The 20434-nt window shown below is 74.2% G+C and carries 16 protein-coding genes; 8 read left to right on the forward strand and 8 right to left on the reverse strand.

What is annotated here, in order from left to right; translation table 11 throughout:
• The first annotated feature begins 137 nt into the window (after positions 1-137).
• Positions 138-1163, forward strand: coding sequence for a galactose-1-phosphate uridylyltransferase (locus tag BMX74_RS23630; RefSeq protein ID WP_091102843.1), 1026 nt, complete (start codon positions 138-140; stop codon positions 1161-1163).
• A 59-nt stretch (positions 1164-1222) separates the two neighbouring features.
• Here the strand turns inward: BMX74_RS23630 and BMX74_RS23635 are convergent, their stop codons facing one another.
• From BMX74_RS23635 to BMX74_RS23670, 8 genes are all read right to left on the reverse strand, one after another.
• Complete coding sequence (locus BMX74_RS23635) at positions 1223-2008, reverse strand: HAD-IIB family hydrolase (protein ID WP_218154019.1); 786 nt, start codon at positions 2006-2008, stop codon at positions 1223-1225.
• Positions 2005-2802, reverse strand: a complete 798-nt coding sequence (locus BMX74_RS23640) for an inositol monophosphatase family protein (RefSeq protein ID WP_055501402.1) — start codon at positions 2800-2802, stop codon at positions 2005-2007. The genes BMX74_RS23635 and BMX74_RS23640 overlap by 4 nt, the downstream gene beginning before the upstream one ends.
• Entirely contained in the window at positions 2793-3557 is a 765-nt protein-coding gene (locus BMX74_RS23645) for an HAD family hydrolase (RefSeq protein WP_055501403.1), read from the reverse strand. Before BMX74_RS23645 ends, BMX74_RS23640 begins: the two co-directional genes overlap by 10 nt.
• The gene (locus tag BMX74_RS23650; protein ID WP_055501404.1) at positions 3554-4651 is read right to left on the reverse strand and encodes an ABC transporter ATP-binding protein; all 1098 of its coding nucleotides are present in this window, start codon (positions 4649-4651) and stop codon (positions 3554-3556) included. Before BMX74_RS23650 ends, BMX74_RS23645 begins: the two co-directional genes overlap by 4 nt.
• Positions 4652-6478: an ABC transporter permease gene (locus BMX74_RS23655; protein WP_055501405.1), complete on the reverse strand. Its 1827-nt coding sequence runs from the start codon at positions 6476-6478 to the stop codon at positions 4652-4654.
• 103 nt (positions 6479-6581) lie between these two features.
• On the reverse strand, positions 6582-7241 hold the full coding sequence (locus tag BMX74_RS23660; protein WP_055501406.1) for a DUF47 domain-containing protein: 660 nt from the start codon (positions 7239-7241) through the stop codon (positions 6582-6584).
• Complete coding sequence (locus BMX74_RS23665) at positions 7238-8221, reverse strand: inorganic phosphate transporter (protein WP_055501407.1); 984 nt, start codon at positions 8219-8221, stop codon at positions 7238-7240. The genes BMX74_RS23660 and BMX74_RS23665 overlap by 4 nt, the downstream gene beginning before the upstream one ends.
• A gap of 94 nt (positions 8222-8315) precedes the next feature.
• A complete protein-coding gene (locus tag BMX74_RS23670; RefSeq protein ID WP_055501408.1) occupies positions 8316-9197 on the reverse strand; it encodes a Cgl0159 family (beta/alpha)8-fold protein in 882 nt (293 codons plus the stop codon).
• 326 nt (positions 9198-9523) lie between these two features.
• On the opposite strand from BMX74_RS23670, the gene BMX74_RS23675 reads away from it, so the two are divergent.
• The 7 genes from BMX74_RS23675 (at position 9524) to BMX74_RS23710 (ending at position 20390) form a co-directional block, all read left to right on the forward strand.
• The gene (locus BMX74_RS23675) at positions 9524-10693 is read left to right on the forward strand and encodes an ABC transporter substrate-binding protein (protein WP_091102927.1); all 1170 of its coding nucleotides are present in this window, start codon (positions 9524-9526) and stop codon (positions 10691-10693) included.
• A gap of 171 nt (positions 10694-10864) precedes the next feature.
• Positions 10865-12139 carry a phytase gene (locus BMX74_RS23680; RefSeq protein WP_055501410.1) on the forward strand — a complete coding sequence of 425 codons (1275 nt, stop codon included), beginning with the start codon at positions 10865-10867 and terminating at the stop codon, positions 12137-12139.
• A 541-nt stretch (positions 12140-12680) separates the two neighbouring features.
• Positions 12681-13436, forward strand: a complete 756-nt coding sequence (locus BMX74_RS23685; RefSeq protein WP_091102845.1) for a TetR/AcrR family transcriptional regulator — start codon at positions 12681-12683, stop codon at positions 13434-13436.
• Positions 13433-14446, forward strand: coding sequence for a zinc-binding dehydrogenase (locus BMX74_RS23690; RefSeq protein ID WP_091102847.1), 1014 nt, complete (start codon positions 13433-13435; stop codon positions 14444-14446). Before BMX74_RS23685 ends, BMX74_RS23690 begins: the two co-directional genes overlap by 4 nt.
• A 217-nt stretch (positions 14447-14663) precedes the next feature.
• Complete coding sequence (locus BMX74_RS45020; protein WP_201784411.1) at positions 14664-16604, forward strand: PucR family transcriptional regulator; 1941 nt, start codon at positions 14664-14666, stop codon at positions 16602-16604.
• A 636-nt stretch (positions 16605-17240) separates the two neighbouring features.
• The gene (locus tag BMX74_RS23705) at positions 17241-18617 is read left to right on the forward strand and encodes a type III PLP-dependent enzyme domain-containing protein (RefSeq protein ID WP_218154020.1); all 1377 of its coding nucleotides are present in this window, start codon (positions 17241-17243) and stop codon (positions 18615-18617) included.
• 84 nt (positions 18618-18701) lie between these two features.
• Complete coding sequence (locus BMX74_RS23710) at positions 18702-20390, forward strand: N-acyl-D-amino-acid deacylase family protein (RefSeq protein ID WP_091102929.1); 1689 nt, start codon at positions 18702-18704, stop codon at positions 20388-20390.
• Positions 20391-20434: the final 44 nt, after the last annotated feature.

Below are 20434 nucleotides of genomic sequence, written 5' to 3' on the forward strand. Positions count from 1 at the left end.
GCGTGTCCGGCGGGGGAGCGGGAATGCCGGGGAGGTGGACCACGGGCCGGACCGACAGGCCGGGCCGTCGAGATGCCGGGTGAGACGGGCCGGATGAGATGGGCCGGGTGAGACGGACCGAGTGAGATGGGCCGGTCGTGGCCGGTGAGGAGGTGGGCGGGGTGCCGGAGCTGCGGCAGGACCCCTGCACGCGCGACTGGGTGGTGCTCGCGCCGCAGCGGGGCGAGCGTCCCCTGGAGTGGGGCGAGCCGGTCCCCGTGCCGGGGTCCAGGGAGACGTGCCCGTTCTGTCCGGGACGTGAGGAGCGCACCCCTCCTGAGCTGTGGCGCAGGCCGGGCCCGGACGGCGGCTGGTCGATCCGGGTGGTGCCCAACCGCTACCCGGTCGTCACACCCCCGACCGGGCCCGCGACGGAGGCCGTGGCCGGGGCGCGTCGGGTCCGCGGGCTGTTCAGACGGGCCGTCGCCGACGGCTCCCACGAGGTCGTCATCGAGACGCCCGACCACGACTGGGACATCGCCGACGGCGGCACCGACACGGTCGCCGCCGTGCTCGACGCCTGCCGGACCCGCACCCGCGTCCTGCGTGAGCGGGGCCCTGGCCTGGTGCTGCCGTTCCGCAACCACGGCGCCGCGGCGGGCACGTCGCTGGCCCACCCGCACTCCCAGATCGTCTCGACGCCCGTGGTGCCGCTGCGCCACCGCCACCTGCACGACGTCGCCCGCGCCTACCACGACGACACCGGCGGCTGCCTCTACCTCGACCTCGTCAGGGCCGAGCTGGACGACGGCGCCAGGGTCGTGGCCGCGCGGGAGCGCGCCGCCGCGTTCGCCCCGTACGCGGCCAGGACGCCGTACGAGACGTGGGTCGTGCCCACCGAGCGCCGCGCGTCGTTCGCCGACGCCTCCGACGAGGCATTGGCCGACGTCGCCGCGCTGCTGGTCCGCGTGCTGGGCGGGCTGCGGCGGCTGCTCGGCGACGTGCCGTACAACTACGCGATCGTCGGCGCCCCGAACGGCGGGGAGGGGGCGCGCTGGTTCCAGTGGCACGTCCAGATCGTGCCGAGGCTGACGATCGCGGCCGGGTTCGAGCTGGGCTCCGGCATGGCGGTCAACATCGTGCCGCCCGAGCGGGCCGCCGCCGAGCTGCGGAACGCGCCGTAGCCAGGCACCCCGGCCGCTCAGACCCGGCCGCTCAGACCCGGCCGCTCAGACCCGGCTGCTCAGACCCAGCCGTTCGCCTTGAGGGCGAGCTTCACCACGTCGGCGACCGCGCCGTCGGCGCAGGCCGCCGCCACGACGTCCGCCGCGGCCCGGACCTCTGGGTGGCCGTCGCCGACCGCCACCCCCACGCCCGCCGTCCTGATCATGTCCAGGTCGTTCGGGTTGTCGCCGACGGCCGCGACGTGCTCCAGCGGCACGCCACGGGCCGCCGCCAGGTCCCGCAGCGCGCTCCCCTTCGTCGCGCCCTCCGGCAGCACCTCCAGGTACGTCGCCTCCGACCGGACCGTGACGGTGCCGGCGACGGCGAGCTCCGGCAGCGGGTCGCCGATCAGCATGCACTTGGTGATCTCGCCGGGCGGCAGCGCCGTCCAGTCACCCGGGTCGCGCAGCGTGATGCCGTCGCGGCGGGCGAAGTCCCGCAGCTCGGGCACGTCGTGGACGGCCAGCGCCTCCCCCCGGCAGAACGCCACCGGGTACGCGCCGGAGGGAAGCTCGTCGAACAGCCCGAGCAGCGTCTTCCAGGCGGCCTCGGGCAGCACGCGCGAGCGCAGCACCGCCCCCGTCACCAGATCGACGGTGCGGGCGCCGTTGTAGAGGATCGCGGGTCCTTCGAGGTCGAGCTCCTCGTAGTAGCGGCGGGCCGAGTCCTCCATGCGCCCGGTCGCGACGACGACCTCGCCGCCCGCCGCGCGGAAGCGGAGCAGGGCGTCCCGGCTGGCCGGCACCATGGCCAGGTCGCGGCCGACCAGTGTCCCGTCCAGGTCGGTGACGATCCACCGGATCACGCGCCCGCTCCCGCGATCTCGGCCATGACGGAGCCTTCGAGGTCGAAGCCGCCGACGCAGGCGAGGTACCCGCCGGGCGTGAGGACGCCGCCCGACAGCGGGATGTAGACGCCGCCGGCCTGCCGGACGAGCAGCGACCCGGCGGCGACGTCCCAGGCGTTGACCCGGGTGCCGTACGCGACGTCCGACCAGCCGGCGGCGACGTGCGCGAGCTTCAGCGCGGCGCTGCCGGGGCGGCGGGTCGACGCGAAGGCGTTGACCATGCGGGCGAAGCGGTGCAGCGCCTCCTCGCCGTCGGCGGCCAGGTCCCGCGGGGTGGGGTAGCTGGACAGCAGCACCGCCTCCCGGTCGGTACGGGCGCCGGAGCTGCGGATGGGCGCGCCGTTGCACTCGGCGCCGCCGAGCCAGGCGGTGAACTCGTCGTCGCGTACGGGATCGTAGACGACGCCCGCCACGACCTCGCCGTCCACGGCCGCCGCGATGGAGGTGCAGAAGAACGGCAGGCCCGCGGCGAAGTTGGCGGTGCCGTCGATCGGGTCGACGTACCAGCTGATCGTGCCCTCGCCCCGGGTGCCGCCCTCCTCGCCCACGACGGCGCTGTCCGGGCAGCGCTCGGCCAGCACCTCCCTGATGCGTTCCTCGGCCGCCTTGTCGTGCTCGGTCACCGGGTCGTGGAAGTCGCGTTTGGTGCTGACCTCCGGGCGCGAGCGGAAGGCGCCGCGCAGCATGTCGCCGACGGCCCTGGCCGCCTCGGCGGCGACGGCGGCCAGTTCGCGCGAGGTGTTCACGTCCATGTCTCCTCCAGGAGGTTCAGCAGGCCGCGCGGGTCCTCCACGGTGGCCTGCGGGGTCTGCCGCACCCGGTACGGGATCTCGTCGGTGCTCCGGGACACCATCAGCACGGTGGCGCCGGCTCCCGCGCGGGCGCCGCAGACCACGTCCCGGTCGTAGTTGTCGCCGACGTACCAGACGTCGGCCGGGTCCACGCCGAGCGCCCGGCAGGCCAGCCAGATCATCTCCGGGTTCGGCTTGCGGACGCCGGCCTCGTCGCTGTAGACCTGCGCGGCGAACAGCCGGTCGAGCCCGGTCTCGGTCAGGTAGTCGCGGTGCACGGCTCCGCACAGCGCGTTGCTGACGATCGCGGGCCTGACGCCGCGCTCCCAGCAGGCGGCGAGCAGTTCCTCCATGCCGTCGCGGGTCTTGCGGCCGCTGCGCAGCTCGCCCATGCGCCTGCACAGCGGCGTCGCCTCGACGCCGACGAGGGCGCGGGCCTGCGCGGGCCAGTCGGTGGCGACGAAGTCGGCCCAGAAGCGGCGGTGCGTCATCTCCTCCGGGTCGAACTGGCGGGAGGTGGAGTCCTTCCAGTACGAGTCGGCGCGTGCCCCGGCGAGGATGTCGCTCTCGACGTCCTCGACGCCGAGCCCGTCGCAGCCGGCCCGCACGAGCAGCTCGTGCACCTCGGCGGCCAGCTCGGCCGCCCAGGACGGCCGCCTGGCCGTCTCCACGATCACGCCGCCGAAGTCCAGCAGCAACGCCTTGGGCCGGATCACGCGCGCACCTCCGCCGCGTCCCAGGAGGACATCCTGGCGCCGTCGGCGCCGAACAGGTGGAGCTGGTCGGTCCAGCAGGTCAGCACGTCGCCGGGGGCGGCCTCGACCGGCGTGTACGACAGCGCGTACAGCTCGGCGTCGAGGATGCGCAGCCGCACCGTCCAGGAGGAGCCGGCCGGGAGCACCGCCTCCACCAGCGCCTCCTCCCGCCAGGCCGAGGCGGGCGGGGCGCCGAACCGCAGCGCCTCCGGCCTGATGCCGACGCCGCCCGGCCGCTCCGGAGCCCCGCGGGACTCGACGTGCCGCAGGAGCGACCCGGCCAGCCCGGCGGGGGAGGGGCCGACGTCCACGATCGCCATCGGCGGGCTGCCGACGAACTCGGCGACGAACCGGTTGGCGGGCCTGGCGTACATGTCCATCGGGGCGGCGAGCTGCTGCAGCTCGCCGTCGCTCATGACGGCCACGTCGGTGGCCATGGTCAGCGCTTCGAGCTGGTCGTGGGTGACGAACACGATCGTCGCGCCCGACTCCTCGTGGATGCGCTTGAGCTCGGCGCGCATCTCCAGGCGCAGCCGGGCGTCGAGGTTCGACAGCGGCTCGTCCAGCAGCAGCACGGACGGGTTGACGGCGAGCATGCGGGCGAGCGCCACCCGCTGCTGCTGGCCGCCCGACAGCTGCGACGGGTAGCGGTCCATCGCGGCGTCGACGTGGACCATCTTCAGCGCCGCCTCCGCCCGCGCCCGCCGCTCGGGCGCGGGCACCTTGCGCATGCGCAGCCCGAACTCGACGTTCTCGCGCACCGACAGGTGCGGCCACAGCGCGTAGTTCTGGAAGACCAGGCCCATGCCCCGCTTCTCCGGCGGGACGTACAGGCCGCGCTCGACGCAGTCGAGCACCCTGTCGCCGACGGCGATGGTGCCGCCGGTGGGCTGCTCCAGCCCGGCGATCATGCGCAGGGTGGTGGTCTTGCCGCAGCCGGACGGGCCGAGCAGGCACATGAACGCGCCGTCGGGGACGACGAGGTCGAGGTTCTTGACCGCGTGGTCGCCGCCGCCGTACGACTTGGAGACTGCGCTCAGGGTGATGTTCGGCATCTAACCTCCTAGGCCGGACGCCAGGCTGCTCTTGGTCAGGCGCTGGGTCAGGGACGTCATGGTGAAGGAGAGCAGGGCGATGATGAGGACGACGGCGTTGGCGAGCTGCGTGTACCCGTAGTCGACGAGGCCGATGGAGAGCGTCGTGAGCAGTTCGGTGCCGGTGGTCGTCAGCATGACGACGATGCTGAGCTCCTTCAACCCCGAGATGAACGGCAGCACGACGCCCGTGACGAGGGCGCCCCTCTGGATGGGGAAGATGATGCGCCGCATCCGCTGCCACCAGGAGGCGCCGGCGATCTGCGCGGCCTCCTCGGGCTCCCTGCCCAGCTGCATCATGGCGGCGATGCCGGAGCGTGAGCTGTACGGCAGGTGGGTCACCGCCATCACCAGGATCAGCAGGAACGTCGTGCCGTACAGGGCCGGGACGGGGCCGCGGGCGACGGCGAACAGCGACAGCGACGCCGCCGCGAACGCGATGCCGGGGATCAGGTACGGCAGGAACGACACCTGGCGCAGGAAGGCGGCGATGCGGGGGGCGGTGCCGCGCACGACCACGTACCCGACGAGCAGGCCGGCGACGGCGCAGATGATCGAGGCGAGGCCGACGATGCGCACCGAGTTCCAGGCGGCCTCCCACACCTCCGAGCCGCGCAGCACCCCGTGCGGGAAGCCGACCGCGCCGGGCAGGCGCTCGGCGAACCAGTAGTCGAGCGTCAGGGTGGACAGGTCCAGCGGGGTGCGGGTGAGCGTGGACAGCAGCAGCGTCAGCACCGGCACCAGCACGCTGACCGCGAAGACCACCATGCCCAGCGCGAACGCGGGCCAGCGCCAGCGGCGCAGGTCGCCCAGGCGGTCCATGGCGCCCTTGCCGCCCACGGTGACGAACCTGCGGTGCTCGCGCATCAGCCGCATGTCGGTGAAGACGATGAGCACGCCGATGATCACGATGACGGTGGCGATCACGGAGGCGACGCCGGTGCTGCGGTCTCGGATCGACTGGTAGAGCCCGGTGGACAGCACCCGGTAGTCCGCCGGCAGGCCGAGCACGTACGGCGTGCCGAACGTGCCCAGCACCCGGCCGACCACCAGCAGCACCGCCGACGACAGCGCCGGGAGCATCAGGGGCACCACGATCCGCCTGATGACGGTGCGGCGCGGCGCGCCGAGGATGCGCGCGGAGTCCTCCAGCTGCGCGTCGATGCGCCGCAGCGCGTTGCCGACCAGGAGCAGCACGAACGGGTAGTAGTGCAGCCCCAGCGTGACGATGATCGGCAGCGCGCCGTAGGCCAGCCAGTCGGGCGTGCGGACGCCCTGCGCCTGCAGGAAGCCGACCTGCCCGCCGGAGCGCTCGTTCTTGAACAGCGTGAGCCACGCCAGCGAGAACGTCCACGACGGCAGCATGTACGGGATCACCAGCGCGCCGGCCATCCACTTGCGGCCCGGCACGTTCGTCCGGGTCACCAGCCACGCCATGCCGCCCCCGAGCAGCAGCGCGAACAGCGTGGTGCCCACCGCGACGACCACCGTGTTGAGCAGCGGCTCCCAGAACAGCAGGCCGCTGATCTGCGAGCGGAAGACGCGCCACAGGTAGTAGCCGGTCCACTCGCCCGGCTGCTGCCCGGCGTGCACCTCGTCGCCGAACTGCAGGCGGAACGCGTCCGACAGCACCGCGACGAGCGGCGCCACGACGAGGTAGGCGAGCACGACGACGAGGATCAGGCCGAGCGCCGCGGTCGGGTCGTGGCGCAGCACGCGCAGCCGGTAGACCATCCTGCGCCGTTTCGGCGGGGGAGGCGGCGGCTCCGTCTTGGTCAAAACAGCCATGGGACTTCCTTCAGGGGTCATCTCGGGGGGTAGGGGGGTCGGCGGCTTCGCCAGGCGGGTCAGACGGTCAGGCGGTCAGGCGGGGCAGGCGGGCGGGCTCGGCTCAGTGACTTCGCTTGAGCATCGCGTCGGCCAGCGCGTCGGCGGACTCGCCCAGCCTGCGGCCGACCGCGTCGAGGCGTGACAGCAGCTCGCGCTCGCGCAGGGTGTCCATCCGCAGCGGCCCGGTGAACAGCTCGGTGAGCCTGGCCTGGGCGAGCTGGCGGACCCTGGTGCGCGACTTGCGCGTGGCGAGGACCGCCATGGTGACGGAGCCGGGGTCGCGCAGGATCCGCAGCAGCGCCTCCTCCAGCTCGTCCAGGCCGTCGAGCACCGCCCGCAGCGGTTCGACGGCGAAGCCCAGGTCGGTGGGGCCGAACAGGTCGGCCTCGCGGACGAAGTCGCGCAGGTGGTCGAGGACGTCGTCGATCGAGCGGGACAGCCGGAACAGGTCCTCCCTGTCGATGGGGGTGGCGAGGATCCGCCACAGGGCCCGCACCAGCGCCGCCCTGGCCGCGTCGCCCTCGTGCTCGATCTCCGCCATGCGGGCGCGGGCGTCGGAGCGTCCGATCGTGCCCGACGCGGTCGAGCAGGCGAGGGCGGCCCCGGTGCGCACCACGGCGATCTGGCCGCGGATCAGGTCCACGACCCGCTGGCCGGATCGGCCGCGCAGCTCGTCCCACACGCGGACGAGGCGCCGGACCCTGCTGGACCGGCCGCTCACAGCAGCCTCACGGCGAGCCCCGCCACGCAGCCCAGCAGCATGGACGACGGCAAGGTCACCACCCACGCCGTACCCACGTTCAGCACTCCCTGCCATCTCACCCTCCTGGTTCCTTCGCTTGCCACCACGCCGACGACGCCGGCCGTGACGGACTGGGTCATGCTCACGGGGCTGCCGAGCGCCGAGCTGCCGAGCACGGCCGCGGTGGCCGCCGTCTCGGCCGAGACGACGTGCAGCGGCCTGGTGATGACCAGGCCGCGGCCCAGCCGCTCGCCCACCCTGGTCAGGCTGGTCAGCGCACCGGCGAGGAACAGCGCGGTCAGCCCCGCCATCCACGCGGGGGACACGGCGACGTCGCCGACCCGTCCTGGCCCGTCGCGGTTCACGTCCACGGCGACGCTCACCACGGCGATCATCTTCTGGCCGTCGTTCACCGCGTACGCCGCGCACTGGGCCGCGTACGCCAGCAGGTGGCCGCCGAGCACCAGCCGGGGCATCCGCCGGTACGACGGCGCCCGGCGGGAGGCCGCGCCGAGGGCGTAGCCCAGGACGAGGCCGGCCAGGGGTGCGGCGAGCCCGATGGCGAGGACGGTGAGCAGCCGGCCCCACGACACCGGCAGCCCCGCGCCCAGCCCGGCCCCCGACACGCCGCCGATCAGCGCGAGCGTCAGGCTGGTCGGCAGGCCCCTGCCGGTCAGCACCGCGACCACGGCCACCGCGGTCACCACGCCGGCCAGGAACACCAGGGCTCCGTCCCTGGTGCCGAGCCCGGCCAGGCCCTCGGTGAAGGTCCGCGCGACCGCCACGCCGAGCGCGTACGGCCCGGCGAACAGGACGGCGCCGAGGATCACGGCGGCGACCCACCCCGGCGTGTGGGGGAACCGCATCCCCAGCCCGATCAGGGTCGCCCCGTCGTTGGCGCCGCTGATCAGCACGAACAGGGCGGCCACGGCGGCGAAGGCGAGCGTCCAGCCCGTCACCGCGAGGACCGCCGCCCGCCAGGGCCGTCCGGCGGCCCGGCCGGGCGGGGAAGGGGAGCGGGGCCGGGAAGCGGAGCGGGGCGGGGGCGGCCGGTCACGCGGCCTCCAGCAGGCTCACCGCGGCGTCCACCGCCGCGGCGACGTCGCCGCCCGGCGGGTAGAGCAGCGTGCGGCCGACGACGAGCCCGCGCACCCCGGGCAGCCGCAGCGCCTTGCGCCAGGAGTCGTACGCCTCGCCCGCCAGGTCGCCGGGGTCGCCGCCGAGCAGCAGGACGGGCAGGGTGGTGGACTCCATGACGCGTTCCATCTCCGGCACGACGGGGAGCTTCAGCCAGGTGCGCGCCGACGTGGCTCCCAGCCCCTGCGCCACGCTGATCGCGTGGATCATCGCCTCGGGCGACAGGTCGTGCCTGACCGCCCCGTCGAGCCGGCCGGACCAGAACGGCTCGACCATCGCCATCAGCCCGCGCCGCGCCAGCTCCGTCACGGCCTGGCCGCAGCCGGCGAGCGTGCTGACGGTGGCCGGGTCCTCCAGGGCGATCCTGCACAGGACCTTGCCGCCGTCGAGGCCCATGCCGGCGATCGAGTCGGCGTCGTAGGCGGTGAAGCGGTCGTCGAACTCGAACACCGCCCCCTGCACGCCGCCGCGGTTCATGGAGCCGATGACGATCTTGTCGTCGAGCGCGCCGAGCAGGAGCAGGTCCTCGATGACGTCGGCGGTGGCGAGCACCCCGTCCACGCCGGGCCTGGCGAGCGCGACGACCAGCCGCTCCAGCAGGCTGACCCGGCTCTGCATGGCCATGGGCCGCCCCGCCACGCCGAGCGCGCCGCGGGCCGGGTGGTCGGCCGCGACGATGAGCAGCCGGTCCCGGGGGCCGCGGAGCGGCCTGCGCCTGCGGGTGGCGGCGGCCTCGGCGACCCGCTCCGGGTGCCAGGCCCGCTCGTCAAGCAGGCGGAGGTAGTCCTGCTCACGCATGCGTGAGGGCTCCTTTCGAGGGGGCGCGGGACGGGCCGGCGACGGTCGGGGGACCGGTGGCGCGCGGGGTGCCACGGCCGGGCCGGCTTCTCGTCCAGGGGTCTTCAGTTCTAGATGAACGGAAGGTGAACAGTCAATACTTTGTCATGACATTCGGACCTCTGTCCGTGTGTACAGGTTCGGGTGCCGCGAGGCTCTTGTTCACTTGCACGTCAGTATGTCTTGACAAATTATTCACCTAACGTTCACTGTGGAGCGCACCGCGGCGCCGGGTCGGGGCTCTGGCGGCGCCTGTGATTCTGAGAGGCAGAGGAGTGAACGCCACCATGAGGCGTAGCCGGAAGATCGTTTCTCTGGCGCTGCTGGCGCTCGCCGCCGCGGCCTGCGCGCCCTCCACGGCGGGCGGGCCTTCGTCGTCGGCCGCGACGGCCAAGGCCCTGCCGGGCCCGTCGCTCGACGCCGTCTTCGATCTCGACGCGCTCGTCGCCGCCGCCAAGAAGGAGGGCAGCCTGCTGGTCTACGACTCCAGCGGCGACATCGAGGAGGTGGCGAAGGCGTTCACCGAGAAGTACGGCATCGCCATGGAAGGGGTGAAGTCCGACACCCCGCAGACAGCCGAGAAGATGACCAGGGAGCACGCGGCCGACAACGTCACCATCGACGCGGCCATGTACGAGGACGGCGGCGTGCTCGTCGGCCAGCTCATGCCGCAGGGCGTGGCGCAGACCTGGATCCCGTCCGACCTGAAGGCCCAGATCCCGGACGAGAACCAGAACCCGCTGCTGGCCCTGTCGAAGGCGACCGTCTTCGCCTACAACAGCAGGCTGTCGCCCGACGGCTGCCCCGTCAAGAACGTCTGGGACCTCACCGAGCCCGCGTGGGCCGGCAAGCTCGTGATGCAGGACCCGCTCGGCAAGCCCACCGTCCTGTCGTTCTTCACCCAGCTCGACGCCCATGGCAACCAGGCGCTGGAGCAGGCGTACCAGCAGAAGTACGGCGAGCCGCTGAAGACGGAGGAGAAGAGCGCGGCCTACGAGTGGGTCAGGCGGATCGCGCGCAACAAGCCCGTGCTGACCGGCTCCGACGAGGACATCTCCGCCGCGGTCGGCGCCCCGGGCGCCACCGACAAGAAGATCGGCTTCATGTCGATCTCGAAGTTCCGCAACAACGAGGACAAGGGCTTCGCCCAGAAGACGTGCGAGGGCCTGGCGCCGTTCGTCGGCTTCAGCTACCCCAAGTACGTCGCCGTGGCCGGCAAGAGCAAGCACCCCAACGCGGCCAAGCTGTACGTCCACTTCATCATGACCGAGGAGGGCGTCAAGCACGAGATCGGCGAGGGCGGCATCTCGGGCAACAGCACGGTGAAGCCGATGGTCACCCCGCCCGGCCTGCCCGACTGGCAGGGGCAGCTCTTCCACACCGATCCCAAGAGCCTGCTGGGCGACCTGCAGAACCGCCAGACGGTGTCGGACTTCTGGCGGGTCAATCACGGCTGACGCCTGACCGATGTGGGCTCGACGCCCGGCGGAACCGCCCCGCCGGGCGTCGTCGGCATGCCTGCGTCTCGGCATAAGCCTTTATGTCATGACATATACACATCCTATTGATTTGTCGTTAAGTGCACGTTACGTTGCTGGCATCACCCACCCCCCGAACGAGGAGGCGCGATGCGTCCCCTGTCCAGGCTTCTCCTGGCAGCCACCACGTTTTCACTGGTAGGAGGGTTAGCACTTCCGGCGTCCGGCAGCGGCGTCGCGACGGTCTACCCCGAGGTCGAGACCCCCGCCCTCTACGACGACGACGCCGGCGGCAACGCCAACGGCGACGACCCCGCCATCTGGGTCGACCCGTCCGACTCCGACGACAGCGTGGTGATCGGCACCGCCAAGAAGGCCGGCCTCTTCGTGTACGACCTCGACGGCCGGCAGCTCCAGCACCTCCCCGCGCCCGCCGCCCCCGGCCCCGACGACGAGCCGGGCCGCTTCAACAACGTGGACGTCGTCTACGGCTTCGGCGGGCGCGACCTCGCCGTCGTCTCCGACCGCGGCCGCGACCAGCTCCGGATCTACGCCATCTCCGACGGCCACCTCACCGACGTCACCGACCCGTCCGCGCCGTACGTGTTCAGCGCCGACCAGCAGCAGGTCAACGACGCCGAGACCGCGTACGGCCTGACCACCTGGAAGGACTCCACCGGCACGTACGCGCTGGTCAGCCGCCGCCACAAGACCTCCATCGGCCTGGTCAGGCTCGTCGCCGAGGCCGGCGGCACCGTGAGCTACCAGCTCGTCAGGACGCTGAGCCTGCCCGCCTCCTTCACCCTCCCCAACGGCCAGAGCTGGGCCCCCTGCATGGAGCCCGACGAGCTGGCCCAGGTCGAGGGCATGGTCGTGGACCAGGAGAAGGACGTCCTCTACGCCGCCCAGGAGGACGTCGGCATCTGGCGGATGAGCGCCGACCTCACCGGCACGCCCGTCCTGGTGGACAAGGTCAAGGAGTACGGCGTGCCCGGCACGTACGACCCGGCCACCGAGGAGTGCACGCCCGGCGCCGACCCCGGCTACGGCGGCACCCACCTGACGGCCGACGCCGAAGGGCTCACCATCTACTACCGCGAGGACGGCAAGGGCTACCTGCTCGCCTCCAGCCAGGGAGACAGCACCTTCGCCGCCTACCGCAGGGAGGGCGCGAACGCCTACCTCGGCCAGTTCAGGATCAGCGAGAAGGACGGCGTCGACGGCGCCGAGCACAGCGACGGCTCCACCGTGCTGAACGTGCCGCTCGGCGACTTCGACGAGGGCCTGTTCGTCGCCCACGACGGCGAGGGCACCCCGGCCGAGCCCGACCGCGAGATCACCGGCTTCAAGCTCGTGAGCTGGGGCGACATCGCCGACCAGCTCGACCTGGACGTCGACACCGACGGCTGGGACCCGCGCGACTGATCCAGGGCCGCGGCGGCGCCCCTCCTCCGCACGCCGCCGCGCCGCACCGCCACCAGATCCGCCCTCCACCGGCACCGTGGCACAGCGCCGAGAAGCCCGGCACCGTGGCACAGCGCCGAGGAGCCTGGCACGGTGGAACGGCACCGGCGGCTCAACGGCACCGGCGGCTCAACGGCGCCGGCGGCTCAACGGCACCGTGGTGCGGCGCCGGTGGCCCGCGGGCATGCGGTGCGGCGTCGGCGGCGAGCGGGCACGGAGGTGGCCCGCTGGCATCTTGATGCGGCGCAGGTGGCGCCCGGGCATGGTGGTGCGTCGTCTGGCCTGCGGGCATGGTGGTGGGGGCGCTGGTGGCCCCCCGGCATGGTGGTGCGGCGCCGGTGGCGGCCCCGACCGGCGCTGGCGCCGCCTGCCCCCGGGCGCCGCCCGTCAGCTGACGGGCGGCGCCCCTCCGCTTGTCCGGGACCTGCCCGGACCCTAACCGGACGCGACCATGACGGTCGCTTTGCGACCAAAATGGTCGCAACAGGGCTATGCTGGAGACATGCCCCGGCAGACGCAGCAGCAGATCGACGACGAGATCATCGACGTGGCCGCCGCGCTCTTCGCCCGACACGGCCTGAAGGAGACCTCCGTCCAGCGCATCGCCGACGCGGTCGGCTACTCCAAGAGCGGGCTGCTGCGGCGCTACCCCTCCAAGGAGGCGCTCCAGGACGAGGTCGTCGCCCGCTGCCTGGCCGAGGTGCGCGGCATCGCCGGCGCGGTGGCCGGGTTCGCGCCCGGACCGTCCCGCGACAGGGAGGCGCTCGTCCGGCTGGCCGCGCTGGCGGTGCGCCACCCGGGCTTCGTCGCCCTGATCCTGTCAGGCGTGTCCCACTCCGACGCCGACGCCGATGGCGGAGCCGCTACCAGGGCCGCTACCAGGGCCGCCGGGAGCATCGCTGCCGGAGCCGCGCAAGGGGCCGCCATGCCGCCGGCCGCGCAAGAGACGGCCAGGAGCGGCACCGGGCGAGAGGACACCGGGAGCGGTGCTTCGCTGGGGCTCATCGCCGATGCGCTCGCCGACGCCTTCGCCGTCACGCCGGAGACTGGGTTCGCCCGCCGGGCGCGCGTCACGGGCGCGCTCGGCGCGCTGGCCGTCGTGTGCGTGGCGATGCGCGGCCGCCTGCCGCACGACGCGGCCCGCCACCTCGTGGACGTCGCCTACGACGCCCTCGGCCACGCCCGCACCGAAGGTGAGAGCGCCGCGCCGCCCATGAGCCGCCAGGACGTACCCACGCAGGAGAGAAGGAAGCCATGACCGAGATGCTCGCCGCCCGGCTGCACATCCCCACCCGCGAACTGCGCATGGAGCGCGTGCCCGTCCCCGAGCCGGGGCCCGGCCAGGTGCGCGTCCAGGTGCGCGCCGCCGGCGTCTGCCTGTCCGACGTCCACCTCGTCGACGGCACGCTCAGCCCGCTGTGGCTGTCCGGCGACAGTGTCACCCTCGGCCACGAGGTGGCGGGCGTCGTCGACGCCCTCGGCCCCGGCGTCGACGGCTGGTCGGTGGGACAGCGGGTGCTGCTCCAGGCCGGCGAGGTCAACCTGCGCGGCACCGTGCTCACGCGCGGCGTCGACTACGACGGCGGCTACGCGGAGTACGCCCTGGCCAGCGCCACCACGGTCGTGCCCATCCCCGACGGCCTGCCGTTCGAGCAGGCGTGCATCATCCCCGACGCCGTCTCCACCCCGTGGGCGGCCGTGACCGCCACCGGCGCGACCCGTCCGGGCGAGGCGGTGGCCGTGTGGGGCGTCGGCGGGCTCGGCGCCCACGCCGTGCAGTTGCTGAGGCTCGTCGGCGCCGCCCCCGTGATCGCGATCGACCCGCTGGAGGCCGCCCGCGAACGCGCCGTCGCCCTCGGCGCCGACGTCGCGCTCGACCCGGCCGACCCCAAGCTGCGCGACAGCGTCATGGACCTGACCGGCGGCGAGGGCCTCGGCGTCGCGTTCGACTTCGCCGGTGTCGCGCCGGTGCGCGAGCAGGCGCTGTCGCTGCTGGGCAAGGGCGGCAGGCTGGTCGTCGTGGGTCTGGCGAACAAGCCGCTGACCATCCCCAACGACCTCGGCTTCGCCTACTTCGGCCAGTCGCTGCACGGCCACTACGGCTCGCAGCCCGAGCACGTCCAGCAGCTCGTGACGCTCGCCGGGCGCGGGCGGCTCGACCTGAGCGGGTCCGTGAGCGACGTGCTGCCGCTGGCCGACGCACCCGCCGCCATCGAGCGTCTGGCCCGCAAGGAGGGCAACCCCATCCGCCTCATCCTCCGCCCCTGACCGAGCCCCGCCGTCCAGGAGGGCCGCCCCACCGCCCAGCAGGGGCGGTCTGTGTTACTGACCCGGACCGTCCAGGAGGGGCGGTCTGTGGGCGCCGCCCCGCAAGAGGGGCGATCTGCGGCCTGTGAGCCGGCCGTCCGGGAGGGGCGCGTCGTGTTCGTCTCTTCGGTGGGTGCCGCGGGCGGCGGGCGCGGCGGGGGTGCGTATGCTCCCCGGCATGGGTGAGCGCGGTGGCCGGGGCGGGGGCCGGTGGATCAGCCTGCGCGAGCTGCTCGCCTTCGACGAGGGCGGCGTGCTGCGGTTGCTGCTCGCGCCGTCCGGCGAGGACGTCCACGTCAACGGCATGATCATCGGCGACGAGGGCCCGGCGCGCTCGTACGCCCACCGCGTCGTCCTGGCCGCCGGGCTGTTCCACTCCACCGGGGCCGCCACCGCCTCGATCAGGGAGGCCGCGGCGCGCGGGGCCGCGGCCGTGGTCGTCAGGGCGGGTGACGACCTGCCGTCCGAGCTGGTGTCCGCCGCCGAACAGGTGGGCGTCGCGCTGCTCGCACGGGCCGAGTGGGCCGACTGGGACGACGTCGCCACCCTGCTGCGCTCCGCGCTCGCGTACGCCGACGCAGGGCGCGGCGACCGGATGGCCGACGCCACAGCGGGCGGCGGCCTGGCCGCGCTCGCCTCGGTCGTCGCCGAGTTCACCGGCGGCTCCATCACGATCGAGGACACCGGCTTCCGCGTGCTCGCCCACTCCGCCACCGGGCCGGAGGCCGACGAGCTGCGCCGCTCCACCATCCTGGGCGGCCGGGTGCCCGACTGGCGGGTCGAGGAGCTGCGGCGCAGCGGCCTGCTGCGCGCCCTGTGGTCCTCGGACGAGGTCATCCACCGCCCCGCCGACGGCGACTCTCCGGAGCGGCTCATCATCGCCATCCGCAGCGGCAGGGAGATGCTCGGCTCCATCTGGGCCGCCGCCGACGGCCGGGGGCTGAGCCCGAACGCCGCCAGCGCGCTGAGTCGCGCCGCCGAGGTGGCCGTCCCGTACCTGGCGCAGCACCGGCTGCGCGAGAGCGCGGCCCGCCGCCGCGAGGAGCACGCGCTGCGCGGCCTGCTCGGCGGCGACGGCGACATGAGCACCCACGCCTGGACCCTCGGCCTGCCGCCGGACCTGCGCTGCGGCGTCGTGCTGGCCGAACTGGACACCTCACCCCAGACCCACACCCAGACCCATGTCCACGCCCAGGGCCAGAACTCGGCCCAGGCCCAGGCCCAAGGACAGGGGCAGGCCCAGGGACAGGGGCAGAACTTGGCGCAGGCCCAGCGACCGGGACCGGGACCGGGACAGGCCCATGTTCAGGCATTAGGACAGGAGGAGGGGCAGGGCCGGGGAACCCGGCCGAGTCAAGGCCAGGGGCTCGAGCAGCCGGGGCCAGGCCGGGGGCTCGGGCAGCCCGGGCCGGGCCGGGGACCTTTGCCTGGGCCGGGTCTGAGGCCGGGGCAGGCGCGGGGGACCGGTCCGGGGCCGGGTGCGTCGGCGGTGGAGCGGACGGTCGAGGTGCTGGCGCTGCAGGCGGCGGCGTACCGGAGCGGGGTGCGGGTGCTGCGCGAGGGGACGCGCGTCCTCGCGCTGCTGCCGCTGGAGCGCGGCGACGACCGCGACCTGCTGGGCCTGGCCCGCGACCTCGATGGGCTGGCCTCGTCCATGCCGGGGGCGAACCGGGTCCGGGTGGGCGCCGGGCCCGCGGTGGCGTCGCCGCTGCTGGCGTCCGCCTCACGCGAGGAGGCCGAGCTGGTCGTACGGGTGCTGCGCGCCGAGGAGGCGCGGGGACGCGGCGAGCGCCGGTACGCGTCGGCGGCCGACGTGCGTCCCGCCCTGGATGTCCTGCGCGTCCTGGACGCCGTGCGCCCGGTGCTGGAGAGCGGCAGCGGCCCGGTGCACGACCTGGTCAGGACGGACCTGGCGACGGGCGGCGAGCTGGTGCGCTCGATCGCCGCCTACCTGGACGCCGGGGGCGACGTCCGCGTGGCGGCCCGCCGGCTCGTCCTGCACCCGAACACCCTGCGCTACCGGCTGCGCCGCGCCCGGGAGCGCTTCGGCGTCGACCTCGACGACCCTGACACCCGCCTCCTGATCACCCTGGCCGTCCGCCTGACCGAAACCCCCTGACCAACTCCTCACCCCTCAGCAACCCCTGACGCCGCACCACACCTGCCCGCTCCTCACGCCTGTCACGGCCGCTCCGGCCCCGGCCTGTCACGGCCGCTCGGGCCCTGCGTCTGTCATGTCCGCTCGGGCTCCGGCCCCTTGCGGTTGCCCCGGCCCTTCGGCTCCTGTGGCAGCAAGGGCCCCGGCCCCTTTCGGTTGCCCGCTCTTCGTGCGTGTCGCGGTTGCTCGGGCTCCGCCCCTTGTGGTCGCTCAGGTCCTCCGGGTCCTCCGGGTCCTCCGGGTCCTGCGGTCGCCGGGGCCCAGCTCCTGCGGTCGCAAGGGGCCCAGCCCCTGAGATCGTCCGCTCTTCGCGCGCGTCGCCGTTGCTCGGGCCCCGGCCCTTGCGGTCGCCCCAGCCCTGCAGTCGCAGGGGCCGGGCCCTGCCGTCGCTCGTCCCCTGTTGGCGGGGTCGTCCGGTCCTTGGAACGGTTCTTGGCTTCGGGGCCAAAGGCAGGCGATCACTTTGGCCGCTCGGATAACGACGTGCGGGGGTCTTATGCCCGAATCTCGTGATGTTCCCTTCCATGATTGCCAGTCGCCTGACTTATCCCGTTATGGCGGGCGGCTGGCGTTTTGATGCCCTCAGGAGTCCTGGACGTGATCCAGAGCAGCGCCACGCTCGCCCCCGCACCCACCTCCCGCGCCGCCAGGGTGGCCCCCGTGGTCCGCCACGCCGTGCGGACGGGCGCGCTGGGCGCCGAGCACCCCGTCGCCGGGTTCGTGGACGTCGAAGGCGTGCGCGAGTCCGTCGCCGACCTGCAGGCCGCCTTCGACGCTGCCGCCTCCGGCGCGGCGCCGGGCGTGCTGCACACGTTCGCCGCCAAGGCCGCCTCGCTGATCCCCGTCCTGCGGCTGCTCGCCGACAGCGGCATGGGCTGCGAGGTGGCCAGCCCCGGCGAGCTGCGCATCGCGCTCGACGCCGGGTTCGCGCCGTCCGCGATCGTCTTCGACTCGCCCGCCAAGACCCGCGACGAGCTGCGGCAGGCGCTCGCGCTCGGCGTGGCGGTCAACGCCGACAGCTTCTCCGAGCTGCGCCGCGTCGACGAGCTGCGGCCCGAAGGGTGCGCGTCGGTGCTCGGCCTGCGCGTGAACCCGCAGGTCGGAACCGGCTCCATCGGCGCGATGAGCACGGCGACCGCCACGTCGAAGTTCGGCGTCCCGCTGCGCGACCCGGGGGCGCGCGAGCGCGTGGTGCGCGCCTTCGCGGAGCGTCCGTGGCTGACGCGCCTGCACGCGCACGTCGGCTCGCAGGGCTGCCCGATAGAGCTCATCGCGGCGGGCATCGCCGAGACGTACCGGCTCGCCGAGGAGATCAACGCCACGCTGGGCGTCAGGCAGGTGACGAGCATCGACATCGGCGGCGGCCTGCCCGTCAACTTCGACGGGGACGAGGTGCGGCCCACCTTCGCCGAGTACGCGCGGGCGCTGCGCGAGGCCGTCCCCGGGCTGTTCGACGGCTCGTACGCGCTGGTCACCGAGTTCGGCCGGTCGCTTCTCGCCAAGAACGGCTTCATCGCCGCGCTGGTCGAGTACACCAAGGACGCGGGCGGGCGGCGCGTCGCGATCACCCACGCGGGCGCGCAGGTCGCCACCAGGACCGTGCTCATGCCGGACGCCTGGCCGCTGCGCGTCGGCGCGTTCGACGCCGACGGCCTGCCCAAGGACGCGCCGGTGCTCCCGCAGGACGTCGCGGGGCCGTGCTGCTTCGCGGGCGACGTCGTGGCGCACGCGCGCGAGCTGCCCGAGCTGGAGGAGGGCGACATCGTCGTGCTGTACGACACGGGGGCCTACTACTTCTCCACCCCGTGGGCGTACAACAGCCTGCCCTACCCGGCGGTGCACGGCTACACGGTCTCCGGCGGCGGCGAGGTGCGGCTCGCGCCGGTGCGGCCCGCCCAGACGCTCGACGAGATCGCCGCCGCCAGCGGCCTGGCGCACGCGGGAGCGCTGACCGGTCTCCTCGCGCCCGCCTGACGTGCTCGGGAACGCGCGCCGGGGCCACCGGCGCGCGTCCTGTACAGGGGGCCGTCCGCGATGCTGTCGTGGGAGCGGCCGATCATGGCGCGAGCAGAGGAGGGACGACCCGTGCCGTACCCGAACCACGACGTCCTCATCAGGGGCGGCACCCTGGTGGACGGCACCGGCGGGCCGCCCCGCCGCGCGGACGTCGCCGTGCGGCAGGGCCGGGTCGTCGCGGTCGCCGAGGCGGACGCCCGCGGCTCCGGCGCGCTCCCGGGCGGCGACGGGAGGGTCGCATCCGGCGGGCGGGCCGCACCCGGCGACCAAGGCGGGCCCGACGGGCGGGCCGTGCTGGTGATCGACGCGGACGGGCTCGTGGTCGCGCCCGGCTTCGTGGACCTGCACTCGCACGCCGACTTCACCGTCCTCGACGCTCCGGAGGCGGAGGCGTGCCTGCGCCAGGGGGTCACCACCCTCGTCACCGGCAACTGCGGCATGTCGCCGTTCCCGGCGCACGGCCCCGCCTCCCAGGGGTCGCCCCTCGGGACCGGCAGGGACGCCTGCCTGCCCGGCATGGACGCGTTCGCGGCTGCCGTGGACGCGGCGCGGCCGGCCGTGAACATCGCGCCCCTGGTCGGGCACGGCGCGCTGCGGGCCGCGGTGCTCGGCCAGGACCGGCGCGCGGCGGGGCGGGACGAGCTGGCCCGCATGCTGCGGCTGCTCGCCGAGGCCGCGGAGCAGGGCGCGTTCGGCCTGTCCAGCGGCCTGATCTACGCCCCCGGGCGCTTCGCGGCCACCGGCGAGCTGGTGGCGCTCGCGGCAGAGGCGGCCCGCCGCGGCCTGCTGTACGCCACCCACCTGCGCGACGAGGGCGACCACCTGATCGAGGCGGTGGAGGAGGCGCTGAGCGTCGCCGCGCGGTCGGGAGCCCGCCTGCAGATCTCCCACCTGAAGGCGATGGGCCCGGCCAACCACGGCAGGGTGGCGTCCGCGCTCGGCCTGCTCGACGCCGCCCGCGCCGCCGGCGTGGACGTCGCCTGCGACGTCTACCCCTACGCGGCGTCGTCCACGACGCTGACCTCGCGGCTGCCGGCGTGGGCGCTCGACGGCGGCGTCCCCGCCCTGCTCGACCGGCTCGCCGACGCGGCCGTCAGGCGGCGCGTCCTGGACGGCCTGCGGCCCGCCGTGGGCCGCACGTTCCTGCCCGAGGGCGTGGTCATCGCCTCGCTTCCCCCGGGGCCGTACGCGGGGCGGGTGGGCGACAGCATCGCCGCCATCGCCGCCGACCTGGGCGTGGAGCCTGCCGCCGCCGTGCTGGAGGTGCTGGCCGCGCACCGCGGCCAGGTCATGATCGTCAACCACGCCATGGCGGAGCGGGACGTGGACGCCGTGCTCGCCCACCCATCGACGGCCGTGGCGAGCGACGGTTGGGTGCTGCGCGCCCCGGGCGACGGCCACCCGCACCCGCGCAGCTTCGGCACGTTCGCCCGGGTCCTCGGCCGCCACGTCCGTGAACGCCGCGTGCTCGGGCTGCCCGAGGCGGTGCGCAAGATGAGCGGGCTGCCCGCCGCCCGGCTGGGGCTGACCGGCCGCGGCACGGTCGCGCCCGGTCAGGTCGCCGACCTGTGCGTCTTCGACCAGGACGCCGTCACGGATCTCGCCACCTACGCCGACCCGTGGCGGTACGCGGACGGTGTGCGGCACGTTCTGGTGTCCGGCGAGCCGGTGCTCCTGGACGGCGAGCCCACCGGCCGCCGTCCGGGCCGCGTCCTGCGCCGCCCCGCCTGACCGGGGCGGCCCCGGCGGGCAGCCGTACGCTGCTGGTGAAGGAC

The organism is Nonomuraea pusilla (genome assembly GCF_900109355.1).
Taxonomy (GTDB): Bacteria; Actinomycetota; Actinomycetes; order Streptosporangiales; family Streptosporangiaceae; genus Nonomuraea; species Nonomuraea pusilla.